General features: G+C 72.4%; 15 protein-coding genes and 1 pseudogene. 6 read left to right on the plus strand and 10 right to left on the minus strand.

The genetic code is table 11. The annotated features are described in order from the left end of the window. Window positions 1–238: 238 nt before the first annotated feature. From ACWDEN_RS22905 to rsmI, 6 genes are all read right to left on the minus strand, one after another. A complete protein-coding gene (locus ACWDEN_RS22905) occupies window positions 239–1,132 on the minus strand; it encodes a 4-(cytidine 5'-diphospho)-2-C-methyl-D-erythritol kinase (protein WP_450859987.1) in 894 nt (297 codons plus the stop codon). Continuing rightward, entirely contained in the window at window positions 1,129–2,079 is a 951-nt protein-coding gene (gene rsmA, locus ACWDEN_RS22910; RefSeq protein WP_450859988.1) for a 16S rRNA (adenine(1518)-N(6)/adenine(1519)-N(6))-dimethyltransferase RsmA, read from the minus strand. The genes ACWDEN_RS22905 and rsmA overlap by 4 nt, the downstream gene beginning before the upstream one ends. 145 nt (window positions 2,080–2,224) lie before the next feature. Further along, on the minus strand, window positions 2,225–3,877 hold the full coding sequence (locus ACWDEN_RS22915; RefSeq protein WP_450859989.1) for a ubiquitin-like domain-containing protein: 1,653 nt from the start codon (window positions 3,875–3,877) through the stop codon (window positions 2,225–2,227). A 188-nt stretch (window positions 3,878–4,065) separates the two neighbouring features. After that, window positions 4,066–4,962, minus strand: coding sequence for a TatD family hydrolase (locus ACWDEN_RS22920; protein ID WP_450859990.1), 897 nt, complete (start codon window positions 4,960–4,962; stop codon window positions 4,066–4,068). A 47-nt stretch (window positions 4,963–5,009) separates the two neighbouring features. Next, window positions 5,010–5,438 (minus strand): hypothetical protein, encoded by a 429-nt coding sequence (locus tag ACWDEN_RS22925; RefSeq protein ID WP_450859991.1) that lies wholly within the window; start codon window positions 5,436–5,438, stop codon window positions 5,010–5,012. A 352-nt stretch (window positions 5,439–5,790) separates the two neighbouring features. Then, entirely contained in the window at window positions 5,791–6,654 is an 864-nt protein-coding gene (gene rsmI, locus ACWDEN_RS22930) for a 16S rRNA (cytidine(1402)-2'-O)-methyltransferase (protein WP_450859992.1), read from the minus strand. Between the two features lie 124 nt (window positions 6,655–6,778). On the opposite strand from rsmI, the gene ACWDEN_RS22935 reads away from it, so the two are divergent. Beyond that, complete coding sequence (locus tag ACWDEN_RS22935) at window positions 6,779–8,527, plus strand: dolichyl-phosphate-mannose--protein mannosyltransferase (protein WP_450859993.1); 1,749 nt, start codon at window positions 6,779–6,781, stop codon at window positions 8,525–8,527. A gap of 246 nt (window positions 8,528–8,773) precedes the next feature. Next, a complete protein-coding gene (locus ACWDEN_RS22940) occupies window positions 8,774–10,444 on the plus strand; it encodes a penicillin-binding transpeptidase domain-containing protein (RefSeq protein WP_351614319.1) in 1,671 nt (556 codons plus the stop codon). On the opposite strand, the gene ACWDEN_RS22945 is transcribed toward ACWDEN_RS22940, so the two are convergent. Further along, window positions 10,445–10,783: an SsgA family sporulation/cell division regulator gene (locus ACWDEN_RS22945; protein WP_351614321.1), complete on the minus strand. Its 339-nt coding sequence runs from the start codon at window positions 10,781–10,783 to the stop codon at window positions 10,445–10,447. A 288-nt stretch (window positions 10,784–11,071) separates the two neighbouring features. On the opposite strand from ACWDEN_RS22945, the gene ACWDEN_RS22950 reads away from it, so the two are divergent. The 3 genes from ACWDEN_RS22950 (at window position 11,072) to ACWDEN_RS22960 (ending at window position 13,331) form a co-directional block, all read left to right on the plus strand. Further along, window positions 11,072–11,533, plus strand: coding sequence for a MarR family winged helix-turn-helix transcriptional regulator (locus tag ACWDEN_RS22950; protein WP_351614323.1), 462 nt, complete (start codon window positions 11,072–11,074; stop codon window positions 11,531–11,533). 107 nt (window positions 11,534–11,640) lie between these two features. Further along, a complete protein-coding gene (locus ACWDEN_RS22955; RefSeq protein WP_450859994.1) occupies window positions 11,641–12,087 on the plus strand; it encodes an organic hydroperoxide resistance protein in 447 nt (148 codons plus the stop codon). Between the two features lie 83 nt (window positions 12,088–12,170). Beyond that, window positions 12,171–13,331, plus strand: coding sequence for a serine hydrolase domain-containing protein (locus ACWDEN_RS22960; RefSeq protein WP_351614327.1), 1,161 nt, complete (start codon window positions 12,171–12,173; stop codon window positions 13,329–13,331). Window positions 13,332–13,368: 37 nt separating this feature from the next. Here ACWDEN_RS22960 and ACWDEN_RS22965 read toward each other — a convergent pair whose 3' ends face one another. From ACWDEN_RS22965 to ACWDEN_RS22975, 3 genes are read right to left on the minus strand one after another with little or no spacing between them, the layout of a single operon-like run. Continuing rightward, window positions 13,369–13,644, minus strand: a complete 276-nt coding sequence (locus ACWDEN_RS22965; protein WP_351614330.1) for a DUF1876 domain-containing protein — start codon at window positions 13,642–13,644, stop codon at window positions 13,369–13,371. A gap of 55 nt (window positions 13,645–13,699) precedes the next feature. Continuing rightward, window positions 13,700–14,590 carry an NAD(P)-dependent oxidoreductase gene (locus tag ACWDEN_RS22970; protein WP_450859995.1) on the minus strand — a complete coding sequence of 297 codons (891 nt, stop codon included), beginning with the start codon at window positions 14,588–14,590 and terminating at the stop codon, window positions 13,700–13,702. A gap of 56 nt (window positions 14,591–14,646) precedes the next feature. Next, window positions 14,647–14,823 carry a hypothetical protein gene (locus ACWDEN_RS22975; protein ID WP_351614333.1) on the minus strand — a complete coding sequence of 59 codons (177 nt, stop codon included), beginning with the start codon at window positions 14,821–14,823 and terminating at the stop codon, window positions 14,647–14,649. A gap of 220 nt (window positions 14,824–15,043) precedes the next feature. Here ACWDEN_RS22975 and ACWDEN_RS22980 point away from each other — a divergent pair. Next, window positions 15,044–15,485: pseudogene (locus ACWDEN_RS22980) on the plus strand (hypothetical protein); the annotation flags it as partial.

Consider the following 15,485-nt stretch of genomic DNA (forward strand, 5'->3'; position numbering starts at 1 on the left):
GGGCTGTGTCGGCATGCGGCTCCGCCGCGTGGGTCAGCCTTCTAGCGTAGGGCCTGCCGGGGTGAAGGCGGTGCGCGAGGGAGGTGTCACTCTTTGTGGTGACATGAGCGGAATACGACGCGGGTCGAGCCGACCGGACGCGCGTCGAGCCGATCGACGGTGAGCCAGTGGGCCGGCGGCCCAGTGAGCCGGTGGGCCAGTGAGCCGGTGGACCGCCGTCGGCGCCCTCCGAAGCCCGTCAGACGACCGTTGCCCCCGCCACCGGCCCCACTGCCGTCCGCACCGCCTTGCACGTCCCCGACGCCCGCAGCACCTCCGCCACCTTCTCCGCCGTCTCGGCATCATGCGCGAGGAAGGCCGTCGTAGGCCCGGAACCGGAGACCAGCGCGGCAGCCGCCCCCGCCCCGCGCCCCGACTCCAGCGTGTCCGCCAGCTCCGGGAACAGGGACAGGGCGGCGGGCTGGAGGTCGTTCGACACAGCAGCGGCCAGTGCCTCCACGTCCCCCTGCGCCAGCGCCTCCAGCAACTCCGCCGAGGCCACCGGCTCGGGAATCTCCCGGCCCTCCGCCAGCCGGTCGAACTCCCGGAAGACCGCCGGAGTCGACAGGCCCCGCTCGGCCATCGCGAACACCCAGTGGAAGGTGCCGCCGACCTCGAGGGCGGTCAGTTGCTCGCCCCGCCCGATGCCGAGAGCCGCGCCCCCGACCAGACTGAACGGCACGTCGCTGCCCAGTTCGGCGCAGATGGCGAGAAGCTCGGCCCGCGACGCCGCCGTACCCCACAGCGTGTTGCAGGCGAGCAGCGCGCCCGCGCCGTCCGCGCTGCCGCCCGCCATGCCGCCCGCGACCGGGATGTCCTTGGCGATGTGGATGTGGACGTTCGGCTCGATGCCCCGGCGCGCGGCGAGGGCGATCGCGGCGCGCGCGGCGAGGTTGGTGCGGTCCAGGGGGACCTGGTCGGCGTCCGGGCCCTCGCAGGTGACCCGGAGTTCCTCGGCCGGGGTCACCATCACCTCGTCGTGGAGGCCGACGGCGAGGAAGACGTTGGCGAGGTCGTGGAACCCGTCGGGGCGGGCGGCGCCGACCGCCAGCTGGACGTTGACCTTGGCCGGGACGCGTACCGTGACGCTCACGTGCCGCTCTCCTCGTGCTCGGTGATACCCGCGTCCTTGTGCTCGTCGGGTTCGGCGATCCGCGCGTCCTTGTGCTCGGCGATCCGCGCGTCCTTGTGCTCGGCGATCCGCGCGAACTCCTCCACCGTCAGCGACTCGCCGCGCGCCCGCGGCGAGACCCCGGCCGCGACCAGGGCGGCCTCGGCGGCAGCGGCGGACCCGGCCCAGCCGGCCAGTGCCGCCCGCAGGGTCTTGCGGCGCTGCGCGAAGGCCGCGTCGACGACGGCGAAGACCTGGGCCTTGGAGGCGGTCGTCCTGACCGGCTCGGCCCGCCGGACGAGGGAGACCAGCCCGCTGTCGACGTTCGGCGCGGGCCAGAAGACGTTGCGGCCGATGGCCCCGGCCCGCTTCACCTCGGCGTACCAGTTCGCCTTCACGGACGGCACGCCGTACACCTTCGAGCCGGGCGCGGCGGCCAGCCGGTCGGCGACCTCGGACTGCACCATGACGAGGGTGCGCTCGATGCTCGGGAAGGTGTCGAGCATGTGCAGCAGCACGGGCACGGCGACGTTGTAGGGGAGGTTCGCCACCAGCGCCGTCGGCGGGGGGCCGGGGAGTTCGGTGACGTGCATCGCGTCGGAGTGGACGAGCGCGAACCGGTCGGCGCGCGCCGGCATGCGCGCCCCGATGGTCGTGGGCAGGGCCGCGGCGAGCACGTCGTCGATCTCGACGGCGGTGACCCGGTCGGCGGCCTCCAGCAGCGCGAGCGTGAGGGAGCCGAGCCCCGGGCCGACCTCGACGACCACGTCGTCGGGGCGGACCTCGGCGGTGCGGACGATACGGCGCACCGTGTTGGCGTCGATCACGAAGTTCTGGCCGCGCTGCTTGGTGGGACGGACACCGAGCGCTGCCGCCAGCTCACGGATGTCGGCGGGACCGAGGAGGGCGTCGGGGGTGGGGCTGCTCACGGGACAAGGGTACGGGGGCCCGCCCGGCCGGATCGCCAGGCGTCCCGGTGCCGAGGCCCGGCACGGTGTCGCAGCCCCACGGGGCCCGCACCCGGCAGACGGCCCGCGGCCCGGGGACCGCCCCCGCTCAGCCGTGAACCCCGCGTCAGCCGTGCAACCGTGCCCCGCAACTCGGCCAGGGCGTGGACCCCCGGCGCGTGTACAGCTTCTTCGCGCGGAAGGTCTGTTCCTCCACCGGGGCGTCCTGGGGCCGGCCGCTGCCGCCGAGGGCGTGCCAGGTGCCGATGTCGAACTGGTAGAGCCCGCCGAACGTCCCGGAGGGGTCGACCGCGTGCGGGCGGCCGCCGGACTCGCAGGCGGCGAGGCCGTGCCAGTTCAGGTGGTCGGCGCCCTTCACGGAGGTCGGCCGCGCCTTGGTGCCCACCTTCACCACCTGCTTGCGCGGCTTGCGCACGACCTCGGACTTCTCCCGGCGCGGCTTCTCCCGGACCCCGTTGACGATGCGCAGCAGATAGGTGTCGCGGCGCAGCCCGGGCTGTCCGACCTGCGTGACGACCTCGGTGCCCTTGAAGAGGGAGGGGTCGTCGGTGCGCTCGACATCGAACGGGATCTCTTCCTCGCGGACCTCCCGGGAGCCCTTGATCCGGAGCACGGTCACCGTCTGCCCGTCGCGCGGGAAGCTGTCCAGCGGGACGGAGGTGGTGTCCTGGCCCTGCAGGCCGATCCCGGCCTCCTCGACGGCCTCGCGGACGGTGGCCGCGTTGGTGCGGATGGTCCGACTCCGGCCGTCGGCCATGATCGTGACGGCCCGCTCGGTGCGTACGTCGAGGGCGAGCCCGGCGCGTCCGATGGTCTGGGAGCCGGAGGCGGACAGGTATGCGCCCTCGGCGCGCACTCCCAGCTCGTCCAGCGCGCCTGCCACCGTGTGCGCCGTCGTCCACACTTCGCGCCGCTGGCCGTCGAGGGTGAGCCGGACGGGGCGCCCGTAGCGCACGGCGACCGCGTCACCGCTGGTGAGCGCCTTGCCGGGGGCGGGCGCGACCATGTCGTGCGCCCCCACCCGCACGCCCTCCTCGGCGAGCAGCCCGCGCACGTCGTCGGCGAAGGTGTGGAGGGTGCGCTGCTTGCCCTCGACGGTCAGCTCGACCGCCTTGTCCTTGGCGACGAACGCGGTGGTGCCGCCAGCGAGGAAGGCCACGACCAGCGCCTGCGGCAGCAGGCGGCGCACGGCGGACTCCGGGCGCTCGGCGCAGCGCGCCTTGCGCCGGCGATCGGCCCGCCCGCTCACACCGGCGGACACCCCGGCGCCGCACTCCCCTTCCTCGCCGAGCACGCCCGGCGCATCCAGCGGGCCGCCCGCGCCCCCCACGTCCCGCACGCCTCCCGCGCCAGCGACGCCCGGCGCACCGGCGACGCCCGCCGCGCCCCCGGCGGTCTGCGTGCCCCCGGCGGCCTGCATGTCCCCGCCGGCCTGCGGGCCTCCCGCACCACCGGCATCCTGCGCGCTCCCGGCCCATGGCACGCCGCTCCCGCCCTGCCGCGGCAGCACCGGATCGGCGACGAAATGGGCCTGCGCCTCGTATGCGGGCCGGTAGGTGTCCTCGTACAGCTCATAGGGGCCGTACGGTCCGTATGGCCCGTACCCGCCGTACGACAGGGTCTCCGCCGTGTGCACGGAGGTGTCGGGGCCGTACGGCTCGTATGGCCCGTATGGCCCGTACGAGCCGTAGGGCTCGAACGTTTCGTACGGCCAGTACGGCTCGTAGGCCTCGAACGCCTCGTACTGCGACTTGCTCACGCCGACACGCTCCAGAGGGCAGAGGGGTCCGGATCGGGCCCCCAGAACCTAGCGGAGCGGTCGTCACTCTCCAAAGCGGCACGGCTACGCACTGTTGCCCGTCGAGCGCGCGCCCAGTGCCCGAACAGGCGACTCACCAGAACAGCAGATGCAGACTCAGAACTGGAGACACATGAGTCTCAGCAGCCTCAGTAGCCGAAGGCGCGGGCGGTGTTGACGGCGAGGGCCGTCGCCAGCGCGTCCTCGTCGATGCCGCGCACGGCGGCCATCGCGCGCACCGTGACGGGGATCAGGTACGGCGCGTTGGGGCGCCCGCGGTACGGCGCCGGGGTCAGGAAGGGCGCGTCGGTCTCCACGAGGACCAGCTCCAGCGGGGCGACGGCGAGCGCGTCCCGGAGGTTCTGGGCGTTCTTGAAGGTGACGTTGCCGGCGAAGGACATGAAGTAGCCCTCACGGGCGCAGATCTCCGCCATCTCGGCGTCGCCGGAGTAGCAGTGGAAGACGGTGCGCTCGGGGGCGCCCTCCTCCTTCAGGACGCGCAGGACGTCGGCGTGCGCGTCCCGGTCGTGGATGACGAGCGCCTTGCCGTGCCGCTTGGCGATCTCGATGTGGGCGCGGAAGGACCGCTCCTGGGCCGCCTTGCCCTGGGGGCCGGTGCGGAAGTAGTCCAGGCCCGTCTCGCCGACGCCCCTCACCTGGGGCAGCCCGGCGAGCCGGTCGATCTCCGCGAGCGCCTCGTCCAGCGCCGCCTGACCGCCCGGCTCCCGGGCGCCCTGCCGCGACCAGCCGTCGGGGTCGCCGTGCACGATGCGCGGGGCCTCGTTGGGGTGGAGGGCGACGGCGGCGTGGACACTGTCGTGGGTAGCGGCGATTTCCGCGGCCCACTGAGAGCCCTTGATGTCGCAGCCGACCTGCACGACCGTCGTCACACCGACCGACGCGGCCTTCGCGAGGCCGTCCGCGACCGTGCCGGACTGCATGTCGAGGTGGGTGTGCGAGTCGGCGACCGGAACCCGCAGCGGCGGCGGAAGCGGCGGTGCGGCGTTCTTGTCGCCCTTGGAGGTCTGGCCGGCGTTCGAAGGCATGCCCCGATCCTACGAAAGGGGCATGCCCGCACCGGCAGGCGATCCGCTCAGCCGGCCTTGCGATGGAACGGGTGCAGGAGATCGGACAGGTGCCAGTGGTGCGGCTCCCCGGACTCCCCGGCCCTCGCGGGCTCCCCCGTCTCCGCGGGCACCACGGGCGCCTCGACCGGGCCCGCCTGCGGCACGGCGTGGTGCCGCTCGGCGGTGCCGCGCACCGACGAGACCTGGCCCGCGCGCATGATCCGCACGACGTGGCCGTCGCAGTTGTGGCAGCTGGGCCGGCTCAGCGGCGACGGCACGACCCGGCCGCCGGCCACGTACCGCACGAACTCGTGCCCGTCGGCGTCCACGTGGTGCTCTATCTCGTACGACTGCTCCCAGCCGTGCCCGCATCGCATACAGGCGAACGAATACGACTCGTGAACGACGGCTGTGGGCGTGCCACGGAGGCCGGTCCGCCCTGCGATCTCGCTCATGCCAGCTCCTCTTGTCCGCTGGACAAAGGCCCCGCAAACGGGGCGTCTCTTCAACCAGTGGACGCCTTCACCAGCGCGAACGCACCAGGGCTGTCGAGTGTTGGAGGCGATTTGAGTCTTCCTTGCAGAAAAGCCCCCGACCGGCCCCGTTTCCCTTTGCCATCGGCGACAGCCCTTTGCCGTCCCATGGCCCACTCGCTCACCCGAGAACAGCCCTGCTCAGAGGGGTTGTCGGCGCGGGCCGGGGCAGCGCCCGAGGGGCGCGGGCCCGTATCGACCTGCGGCTCCGCCGCGTGGGCGCGACCCGCCACGACGCTCCCGCACCCCGCCACGAATCCCCGGCCCGGCGGCGCTACCGGGCCCCGGCTCCCCCGTCGGAGCTCTTCGCTGCAACCACCGCATCGAAAACCACCCGCTTCGGCACCCCCGCCTCCACGGCCACCGCCGCGATCGCCTCCTTGCGCCGCTCCCCCGCCTCCTCACGCGCGCGTACCCGGCGCACGAGCTCCTCCGCGTCGAGTTCCTCCGGCCCGGCCTCCGGCGCCCCCTCGACCACCACGGTGATCTCCCCGCGGACCCCCTCCGCGGCCCATCGCGCCAGCTCGGCCAGCGGGCCGCGCCGTACCTCCTCGTACGTCTTGGTCAGCTCCCGGCACACGGCGGCCCGCCGGTCCGCGCCGAAGACCTCGGCCATGGCGGCGAGGGTGTCGTCGAGCCGGTGCGGGGCCTCGAAGTAGACCAGCGTGCGCCGCTCGGCGGCGACCTCCCGGAGCCGGGAGAGGCGCTCGCCTGCCTTGCGCGGCAGGAAGCCCTCGAAGCAGAAACGGTCGACGGGCAGCCCGGACAGCGCGAGCGCGGTCAGCACGGCGGACGGCCCCGGTACGGCGGTGACCCGGATGTCCTTCGCCACGGCGGCCGCGACCAGCCGGTAGCCCGGGTCGGAGACGGACGGCATCCCGGCGTCGGTCACGAGCAGCACGCGCGCGCCGCCGAGCAGCTCCTCGACCAGCTCCGGCGTACGGGCGGACTCGTTGCCCTCGAAGTACGACACGACGCGGCCCTTGGGCGTGACGCCGAGGGCCTGGGTGAGCCGGCGCAGCCGCCGGGTGTCCTCGGCGGCGACCACGTCGGCGCCGGCGAGCTCCTCGGCCAGCCGGGGCGGCGCGTCCGCGATGTCGCCGATGGGGGTACCTGCGAGGACAAGGGTTCCAGTCACGCTCCCCATCCTCGCAGGAACCACTGACAGCCCCGCCGACGATGACGGCGGAAGGACGACCGCATCCCGACCGGTACCCCACATGCACGGGACTCGCACAGAACGGTTCCCTACCATGGCGCGGGTGACCAGTACCGCGTCCTCCATGGACCTCCGGCAGGGCCAGGCGCCGCACGACCAGCGACCGTCGTGGCAGCAGCGGCTGCGCCGATTCGGGTACGTACCGGCAGGGAACGCGCCCTCGGGCGGCGTACGCGACCGGCTGGTGCCGCCGTACGCCGAGCCGGCCCCCCGGCTGTGGCAGGTGCTCGGCGTGCCACCGGTCCTCGCCGACCGGATCACCCGCTGGGCGGGCTGGGGCGGTCCGCTGCTGGTGACGCTGATGGCGGGCCTGACGCGGTTCTGGAACCTGGGCAGCCCGCGCGCGGTGATATTCGACGAGACGTACTACGCCAAGGACGCCTGGGCGCTCGTCCACCGCGGGTACGAGGTCAACTGGGACAAGAACGCCAACGACCTGGTGCTGCAGACGCATGGCCATCTCGCGATCCCCACGGACGCGGCGTACGTCGTGCATCCGCCGGTCGGCAAGTACGTCATCGGGCTCGGCGAGCTGATGTTCGGGTTCGACCCGTTCGGCTGGCGGTTCATGACCGCGCTGCTGGGCACGCTCTCCGTCCTGCTGCTGTGCCGGATCGGGCGCCGCCTGTTCCGCTCGACCTTCCTCGGCTGCCTCGCGGGCGCCCTGATGGCGGTGGACGGCCTGCACTTCGTGATGAGCCGGACCGCGCTGCTCGACGGCGTGCTGATGTTCTTCGTGGTGGCCGCTTTCGGCTGCCTGGTCCTCGACCGGGACCGGTCACGGGAGAGGCTGGCCGCGGCCCTGCCCGTGGACGCCGACGGCCGCGTCCGCCCGGACGAGCATGTCGCCGATACCTTCCGCTTCGGCCTGCGTCCCTGGCGCTGGGCGGCCGGGCTGATGCTGGGCCTGGCCGTCGCCACCAAGTGGAACGGCCTGTACATCCTGGTGGCGTTCTGTGTGATGGCGGTGCTGTGGGACGTGGGCGCCCGCAGGACCGCCGGCGCGCAGCACCCGTACGCGGCGGCGCTGAAGTACGACACGGGCATCGCCTTCCTGGCGACGGTTCCGGTGGCGATCGCCGTCTACCTGGCCTCCTGGACCGGCTGGATCCTCTCTCCGACGGACGGCACCGGCGGCTACTTCCGCAACTGGGCGGCCACCGACGGCAGGGGCGGCAGCTGGACCTTCCTGCCGGACTGGCTGCGCAGCCTGTGGCACTACGAGCACGAGGTCTACAAGTTCCACGTCGGCCTGACCTCCCCGCACACCTACCAGTCCAACCCGTGGAGCTGGATCGTGCTGGGCCGCCCGGTGTCGTACTTCTACGAGTCCCCGAACCCCGGCGCCGACGGCTGTCCGGCGAACGCGGGCGAGAAGTGCGCCCGTGAGGTGCTGGCGATCGGCACTCCGCTGCTGTGGTGGGCTGCCTGTTTCGCGATCCTGTACGTGCTGTGGCGGTGGGCGTTCCGCCGGGACTGGCGGGCCGGTGCCGTCGCGTGCGGGATCGCGGCGGGGTATCTGCCGTGGTTCCTGTACCAGGAGCGGACGATCTTCCTCTTCTACGCGGTCGTCTTCCTGCCGTTCCTGTGCCTGGCGGTGGCGATGCTGATCGGCGCGATCGTCGGCCCACCGGGCTCCTCCGACACCCGCCGCCTGATCGGCGCGTCGGCGGCGGGCGTCCTGGTCCTGCTGATCGCCTGGAACTTCATCTACTTCTGGCCGCTGTACACGGGCACCGCGATCCCGATCGACTCCTGGCGGTCGCGGATGTGGCTGGACACCTGGGTCTAGCCGGGCGAAGCTCCGTCGAGACCGGCCGGCAGCTTGCTGGCGCGGGCCGCTGTCCCCCACGCGCGCGTGGGGGGGGCGTTCGTGCACGCGCGTGTGCCGGGGCGCTCGCCCGGGCTGATTGTCGCAAGCGTGCTACGGATTCGCCTCCGGGATCACCCTCCGAGGCGGGGACCTTAAGGTGAGTGCCGTCGTTGGGGAGTGTGAGGGCTACGGGGACCCCGGGGAAGACACGGAGGAACTGAGGCTGTGGGCAAGAGAAGGCACGTCGCCGAGCGACGGAGGACGACCGGGCCCGCCGTGATCGGCGGGGTGATCGCCCTGGTCGTCGGCGGCGCCGGGTTCGCCGTCTACGCGCTGACCAACGACGGTGCGGCCGCCGACGAGCGAACGTCCGCCTCGGCCGGCCACAAGAACGTCAAGACCGGACCGCTCAGCGCCGCCGAGGTCCGCACGGCCTCCACCCGCTTCCTCACCGCGTGGCAGCAGGGCAGGATCGGCGAGGCGGCCGCAGCCACCGACGACGCCACCGCCGCGACCGGGCTGCTGACCGGCTTCACCAAGGACGCCCACCTGAAGGGCGTCACGCTCACCGCCGGCACGCCCACGGGCGCCAAGGTGCCGTTCTCCGTCAAGGCGACGGTGTCGTACCAGAACCTCGGCAAGCCGCTGGCGTACGGCAGTTCGCTCACCGTGGTGCGCCGGGCGAGCGACGGCGCGCCGGTGGTCGACTGGCACTCCGCGGTCGTCCAACCGGACCTCAGGGACGGCGACACGCTCGTCACCGGCGAGTCCGGCACCCCGCCGGTCAAGGCGCTGGACCGTGACGGCGGCGAGCTGACGACCGCCAAGTACCCGTCGCTGGGCGCGGTGTTGGACGGGCTGCGGCAGAAGTACGGCAAGACGGCGGGCGGCAAGGCCGGCATCGAGCTGCGCGTGGTACGCGGCAAGGCCTCGCAGAAGGCCGGCATGTCCGACAAGACGCTGGTGGAGCTGAGCAAGGGCACGCCGGGCACGGTGAAGACGACGCTGAGCCCCACCTTCCAGGCGGCGGCCGAGCAGCAGGTGGCCAAGCAGGCACGGGCGTCCGTGGTCGTCGTACGGCCCTCGACCGGCGAGATCCTCGCGGTCGCCAACACGGACCACGGCTTCAACGTCGGCTTCCAGGGCTCCCTCGCGCCCGGCTCCACGATGAAGATCGTGACGTCGACGATGCTGTTCGAGAAGAAGCTCATCACGCCGGACGCCTCGCACCCGTGCCCCAAGACGTACAAGCTGGCCGGCTGGACGTTCCACAACGACGGCGACTCCGAGATCAAGAAGGGCACGTTCAAGCAGAGCTTCGGAGCCTCCTGCAACAACGCCTTCATCGACTTCGCGCCGAAGCTGTCCGCCGGCGACCTGACGAAGGAGGCGCAGCAGGTCTACGGCCTCTCCATGGACAACTGGGCCATCGGCGTCCCGTCCTTCGACGGCTCCGTCCCGGTGCAGAGCGGCGCGCAGATGGGCGCCTCGCTGATCGGGCAGGGCGGCGTGCGCATGAACCCGCTGAACATGGCGTCGGTGGCGGCCACGGTGGAGTCGGGCGCCTTCCACCAGCCGTACCTGGTGTCCCCCTCGGTGGACAACCGCACGCTGGCGAAGGCCGCGCGCACCATGTCCGCGACCACGCAGTCCCAGCTGAAGGACGTCATGCGGTTCACGGCGGACTACGGCACGGCGGCCAAGGCGATGGCGGGCATGAGCGGCGACTACGGCGCCAAGACGGGCTCGGCCGAGGTCGACGGGCAGAAGAAGCCGAACGGCTGGTTCACCGCCTACAAGGGCGATCTCGCCGCCGCGGGTGTGGTCCAGGCGGGCGGCCATGGTGGCGACACGGCCGGGCCGATCGTGGCGGCCCTGCTGAAGATGGGCGGCTGATCAGGTCCGTACCGGCTCCGCCGTGTACGTCCGGCGCAGAAATCTCACCAGCGCCTTCGAATCGAACTGGACCACCTCGACACCGTTGTCGGAGTGGAACTCGACAACGGCCTGAACGCGTCCGCACGGCCACACCCGTACCGCGCCGCTCTCCACCGGTGCCCGCAGACCTCGTTCGAGCAGCGCGCGCGAGAAGGTCCATTCGTGCGGGCCCGGCAGGCCGACCCGGACCGACCGTGGATCGGAATCGGGGTCGTACCGCAGCACCACCGGTACGGCCCCCGGGTCCTCCTCGTCCGTGACGATATGGGCGCGTGCGTACTGCTCGACCACAGACATCGGACAGACCTTTCACGCTGAGTCACCGATACGGAAGCCAGGCTTCCTTTTCTTCTCTAATGTCCCATATTTTCCGTTTTGCGCCACGGCGAGGTGGCGTGCGCGGCCTGGGGCAGCGGCTCGCGTTGCGCGTGAACGGCGCACTGGCGGACGCTCCGGCGCCCGTGTGGAGCGCCCACGGCGCCCATGACGGCGCGCACCTCCCTGCGCGCGCCGTGGGTGGCGGGGTCGATCTCCTCGCATGCGCCCTGGAGCCGCGTCCGATCCGGAGTCCGTGACAATGGGCGCGTGACGAACGAGGACCGCGCCACCGAAGGGTCGCTGCTGCTGGACGACCAGCTGTGCTTCGCGCTGTACGCCGCGCAGCGGGCGGTGACCGCCGCATACCGTCCGCTTCTGGACGACCTCGGACTCACCTACCCGCAGTACCTCGTGCTCCTGGTGCTGTGGGAGCGCGGCGAGACCAGCGTGAAGGAACTGGCGTGCGCCCTGCGCCTGGACTACGGGACCGTCTCGCCGTTGCTGAAGCGGCTGGAGGGGGCGGGTCTGGTGCGCAGGGAGCGCGCGGCCGGCGACGAGCGCTCGGTGCTCGTCGCGTGCACGGGGCGCGGTGAGGAACTCAGGGAGCGCGCGACGCGCGTACCCGGCGCGCTCCTCACCACGACGGGCCTCGGCGCGCAGGAGGTCGCACGGTTGCGTGAGGCGTTGTGGAGCCTCACCGAGCGTGCCGACGCGGCGGCCGACCGCTGATCTCGGGTTACCCACGGTTGCCACCCCCTGGCGCCCGCTGCTGACCTACCAGCCAGTACCTTGTGCGCGATGTACTTGTGCGCCACTTGTTCCGGGGGAGGCCGGCCATGACCGAGGACACCGCTGTCGACACCCGTCCGACGAAGATCATGTACGTCGCCGAGGCCACCGCCCACGGCGGCCGTGACGGTTACGTCACCAGCCAGGACGGCCGGATCGAGCTGAAGGTCGCGATGCCTCACGAGCTGGGTGGCGACGGCAACGGCACCAACCCGGAACAGCTGTTCGCGGCCGGCTACAGCTCCTGTTTCCACAACGCGCTGATCCTGGTCGGCAACCGCGAGGGCTACGACCTGACCGGCTCCACGGTGGCTGCCAAGGTCGGCATCGGCCCGAACAGGCACCGCGGCTACGGCCTCGCGGTCGCCCTCAGCGTCTCCCTGCCCGTGCTGGACCCGGACATGGCGGCCCGGCTGGTGGACGCGGCGCACGAGGTCTGCCCGTACTCCAACGCCACGCGCGGCAACATCGATGTAACGATCCTGCTGGGCTGATCCCACCGAGGAATCACAGGCGCACAGCCGGCGTTGCACGCACTGTCGCAGGCGATGGACAGTGATCGAAAGGACGGGCGGGCGTGGACGTGAACGGCGCAGTGGCCGAGGGCTTCGAGCCGGTCAGGGAGGCGTTCGCAGCGAACTTCGCGCTGCTCGGGGAGCGCGGCGCGGCCGTCGCCGTGTACCGCGACGGGCACAAGGTCGTCGACCTGTGGGCCGGCACCAGGGATGTGGACGGTACGGCGCCCTGGGAGCCCGGCACCGCGCAGATCGTGCACTCCGCCACCAAGGGCGTCGCCGCCGCCGCGCTGCTGCTCCTGCACCAGCGTGGCGAGCTGGACCTGGACGCCCCCGTCGGCACGTACTGGCCCGAGTACAAGGCGGCCGGCAAGGAGCACACCCTCGTCCGGCACCTCCTCGCCCACCGCGCCGGCGTGCCCGTGCTGGACCGCCCGCTGACCCCCGCCGAGGCCGCCGACCCCGACCTGGGCGCCGCGGTGATCGCCGCGCAGGCGCCGGTGTGGGAGCCGGGCACGGACCACGGCTACCACGCCCAGACCTACAGCTGGCTCACCGGCGAGCTGATCCGGCGGATCACCGGCCGGCCGGCCGGCGCGTGGATCGCGGACGAGATCGCGCGTCCCGTCGGCGCGGAGCTGTGGCTCGGCCTGCCGGAGTCGGAGCACGCGCGCGTGGGACGCGTCGGACCGGTCGAGGCGCCCGAGGCCGTCGGCGGCCTGAGGACCCGCCCCAAGCGCGCGGTGGCCGAGGCCTACGCCGACCCGGACTCGCTGACCCGGCGCGCTTTCGCCGCGATCACCCCGCTGCCCGACGAGAACGACCCCGCCTACCGCGCGGCCGCCCTGCCCGCCTCCAACGGCATCGCCACCGCCGACGGGCTGGCCCGCATCTACGCCTCGCTCATCGGCGAGGTGGACGGCGGGAGCCGGCTGTTCACCCCGGAGACGAGGGAACTGGCGCGCGCCGAGCAGTCCGCGGGACCGGACCGGGTCCTGGTGGTCGGCACCCGGTTCGGCCTCGGCTACATGCTGCACGGCGCCGCGTCCCCGCTGCTCTCCCCCACTTCCTTCGGCCACCCGGGCCGGGGCGGCCCCCTCGCGTTCGCCGACCCGGAGACCGGCATCGCCTTCGGCTATGTCACCAACGGCTTCCGGAAGGGCGTGACGGCGGACCCGCGGGCGCAGGCGCTGGTACGGGCGGTGCGCACGGCGCTCGCATAGGGCGCGTCGTGCGCCGTGCGCGCCGTGTACGGCGGTGTCAGACGTTGATCGTGTGCGAGGTGCGCCCGGACGCCGCGTCGATCTCGTCGTGGGCCTTGGTCAGCAACTGCATGGCCAGTTCGTTGAGGGCACGTGCGCCGGCTATCTCCTCGCCGACCCTGGGCTGGTTGGCGTCGACGCGGTGCCGGGTCGCGTGGCCGTGCGCCCGCACCTCGCTTCCGTCGGGCAAGCGCACCAGGGCCGCCGCCTTCGTGTGCTGATCATCCTCCTTGAACTCCAGCTCCACGTGCCATCCCACAGTGGTGTGCATCATGACGATCACCTCCGAAAACCCTTGCTTCCAGGGTGCGCCCCGGCACCCCGGCCCGTCATGTCGACGCCTCGTCCTCGAAGCTGGCGAAGTACGCGGCGGCCATGTCCTCGTCCGCGTGCCCCTGGGCGGCGGCGCGGGCGAACCGTTCCGCGGCCGCGGCGGCGACGTCGAGCCGTACCCCGCCCCGCTCCCCCGCCTGGACGATGAGCCGGGCGTCCTTCTCCGCGGTGGCCACCGCGAACGACGGCGGGGTCAGCCTGCCGTCGAGCACCAGCGCGGACTTCGCGCGCAGGTACCCCATGTCGAGCGGACCGCCCTCGATGAGGTCGAAGAAACCCTGCGGATCCACGCCGAGGGCCCGGGAGAGGGCGAGTACCTCGCCGGCCGCCGCGGTGGCCGCCAGCACCCAGCTGTTGGCGACCAGCTTCAGCCGGCTGGCGCTGCCCGCGCCGCCGTCGTTCCCGGTCCACATGGTCTTGGCGCCGACCGCGTCGAAGACGGGCGCGACCGTCCGCCGCCCCTCCTCCGGCCCGGCGGCCAGCACGGTCAGCTGACCGGCCTCGGCGGGCTGCCTGGTACCGAGGACGGGTGCGTCGTAGAAGACGAGTCCGTGCTCGCCGGCGAAGGCGGCCAGGTCGGTGACCAGGTCGATCCCGGCGGTGGTGCACTGCGCCCACACCGTGCCGGGCCGCAGCGCCGGCGCGGCCTCGCGCATGACGTCCAGGACGGTGTTGCCGTCGTACAGCATCGTCAGGACGACGTCGGCGCCCTCGACGGCCTCCGCGGGTGTGCCGGCGATCCGTGCGCCGTCGGCGGCGAGCGGCTCGGCCTTCTCACGGGTGCGGTTCCAGACGCGCACGCCCAGCCCGGCACGGCACAGGTTGCGGGCCATCGCGGCCCCCATGATGCCGGTGCCCAGAACACTGACGGTCGGTTTGTCGGTCATTGACGGCTCCCTGTCGTCCCATTGCTGCCCAGCGCTTCTCACTGTCAACTACCCGACTACCCGGCGTGCATCATCAACCCTCGATCCACTGCCGTATCTCGCAGGCCAAGGACGAAGATCGGACCGGAGTCGACCGGCAGGAACACATCTGCCGGGACATCGCCGAACGGCTTCAGCTCCGTGTCGAGCCGGCCCACGATTACGTGGACAACAACCGGTGTGCTCGTCGTCATGTTGCGGAGGGGTGCTTCTCCAGCCGGCGGCGAGCGCCTGCTTCGGCGGCGGATTCGCGAACGGTCAGGACGACGAGGAACTCGCCGACGCCGTACGCGAACACCGCGGGCATGACGGGCATCACGACCAGCCAGAGAACACGGCACCGCTGACGCCTCCGGCAACGCCACCATCACGGTCACCCCGACCAGCCGCACCAACACCCTGTCGGTCACCAGCATGTCCGCGGGAGGCAACTTCGGCGGGACGGCGACCATTGCCTTCAACTCCGCCGCGCCGACGACCCATCAGGCCGACGGCGACCTGACCGGCGACGGCATCCCCGACCTGCTCACCGTCGGCGCCCAGAACGGGCTTCCCTCAGGTCTGTGGCTGGCCCCCGGTACCGGTGATGGACACGTCAGCACCGCGCCGACGGACATCGGCGTCAACGGCAACGGCTTCAACGCCAACGGCTCGCCGTCGGACTTCGACGGCTCGGCGGTCGTCGCCGGACGGTTCACCGGCGGCACCGAACAGGACGTGCTGGTCTACTACCCCAGCGGCAACGACGCGGGCGGCGGCGTGATCATCAAGGGCAACGGAGACGGCGCGCCGCTCAACCCGGTCAGCGGGAACACTGTCAGCATCCCGGCCGGGGCGTTCCAGGACATCAACGGCA

The sequence above is a fragment of the Streptomyces sp. NPDC001153 genome (assembly GCF_053598315.1).

Bases quoted from the DNA above. Each gene is read 5' to 3' on its own strand.
- ACWDEN_RS22970 (WP_450859995.1), bottom strand. From the start codon at position 14,590: ATGACCGACAAACCGACCGTCAGTGTTCTGGGCACCGGCATCATGGGG.
- ACWDEN_RS22955 (WP_450859994.1), top strand. From the start codon at position 11,641: ATGACCGAGGACACCGCTGTCGACACCCGTCCGACGAAGATCATGTAC.
- ACWDEN_RS22920 (WP_450859990.1), bottom strand. From the start codon at position 4,962: ATGCCTTCGAACGCCGGCCAGACCTCCAAGGGCGACAAGAACGCCGCA.
- ACWDEN_RS22975 (WP_351614333.1), bottom strand. From the start codon at position 14,823: ATGACGACGAGCACACCGGTTGTTGTCCACGTAATCGTGGGCCGGCTC.
- ACWDEN_RS22945 (WP_351614321.1), bottom strand. From the start codon at position 10,783: ATGTCTGTGGTCGAGCAGTACGCACGCGCCCATATCGTCACGGACGAG.
- ACWDEN_RS22925 (WP_450859991.1), bottom strand. From the start codon at position 5,438: ATGAGCGAGATCGCAGGGCGGACCGGCCTCCGTGGCACGCCCACAGCC.
- ACWDEN_RS22965 (WP_351614330.1), bottom strand. From the start codon at position 13,644: ATGATGCACACCACTGTGGGATGGCACGTGGAGCTGGAGTTCAAGGAG.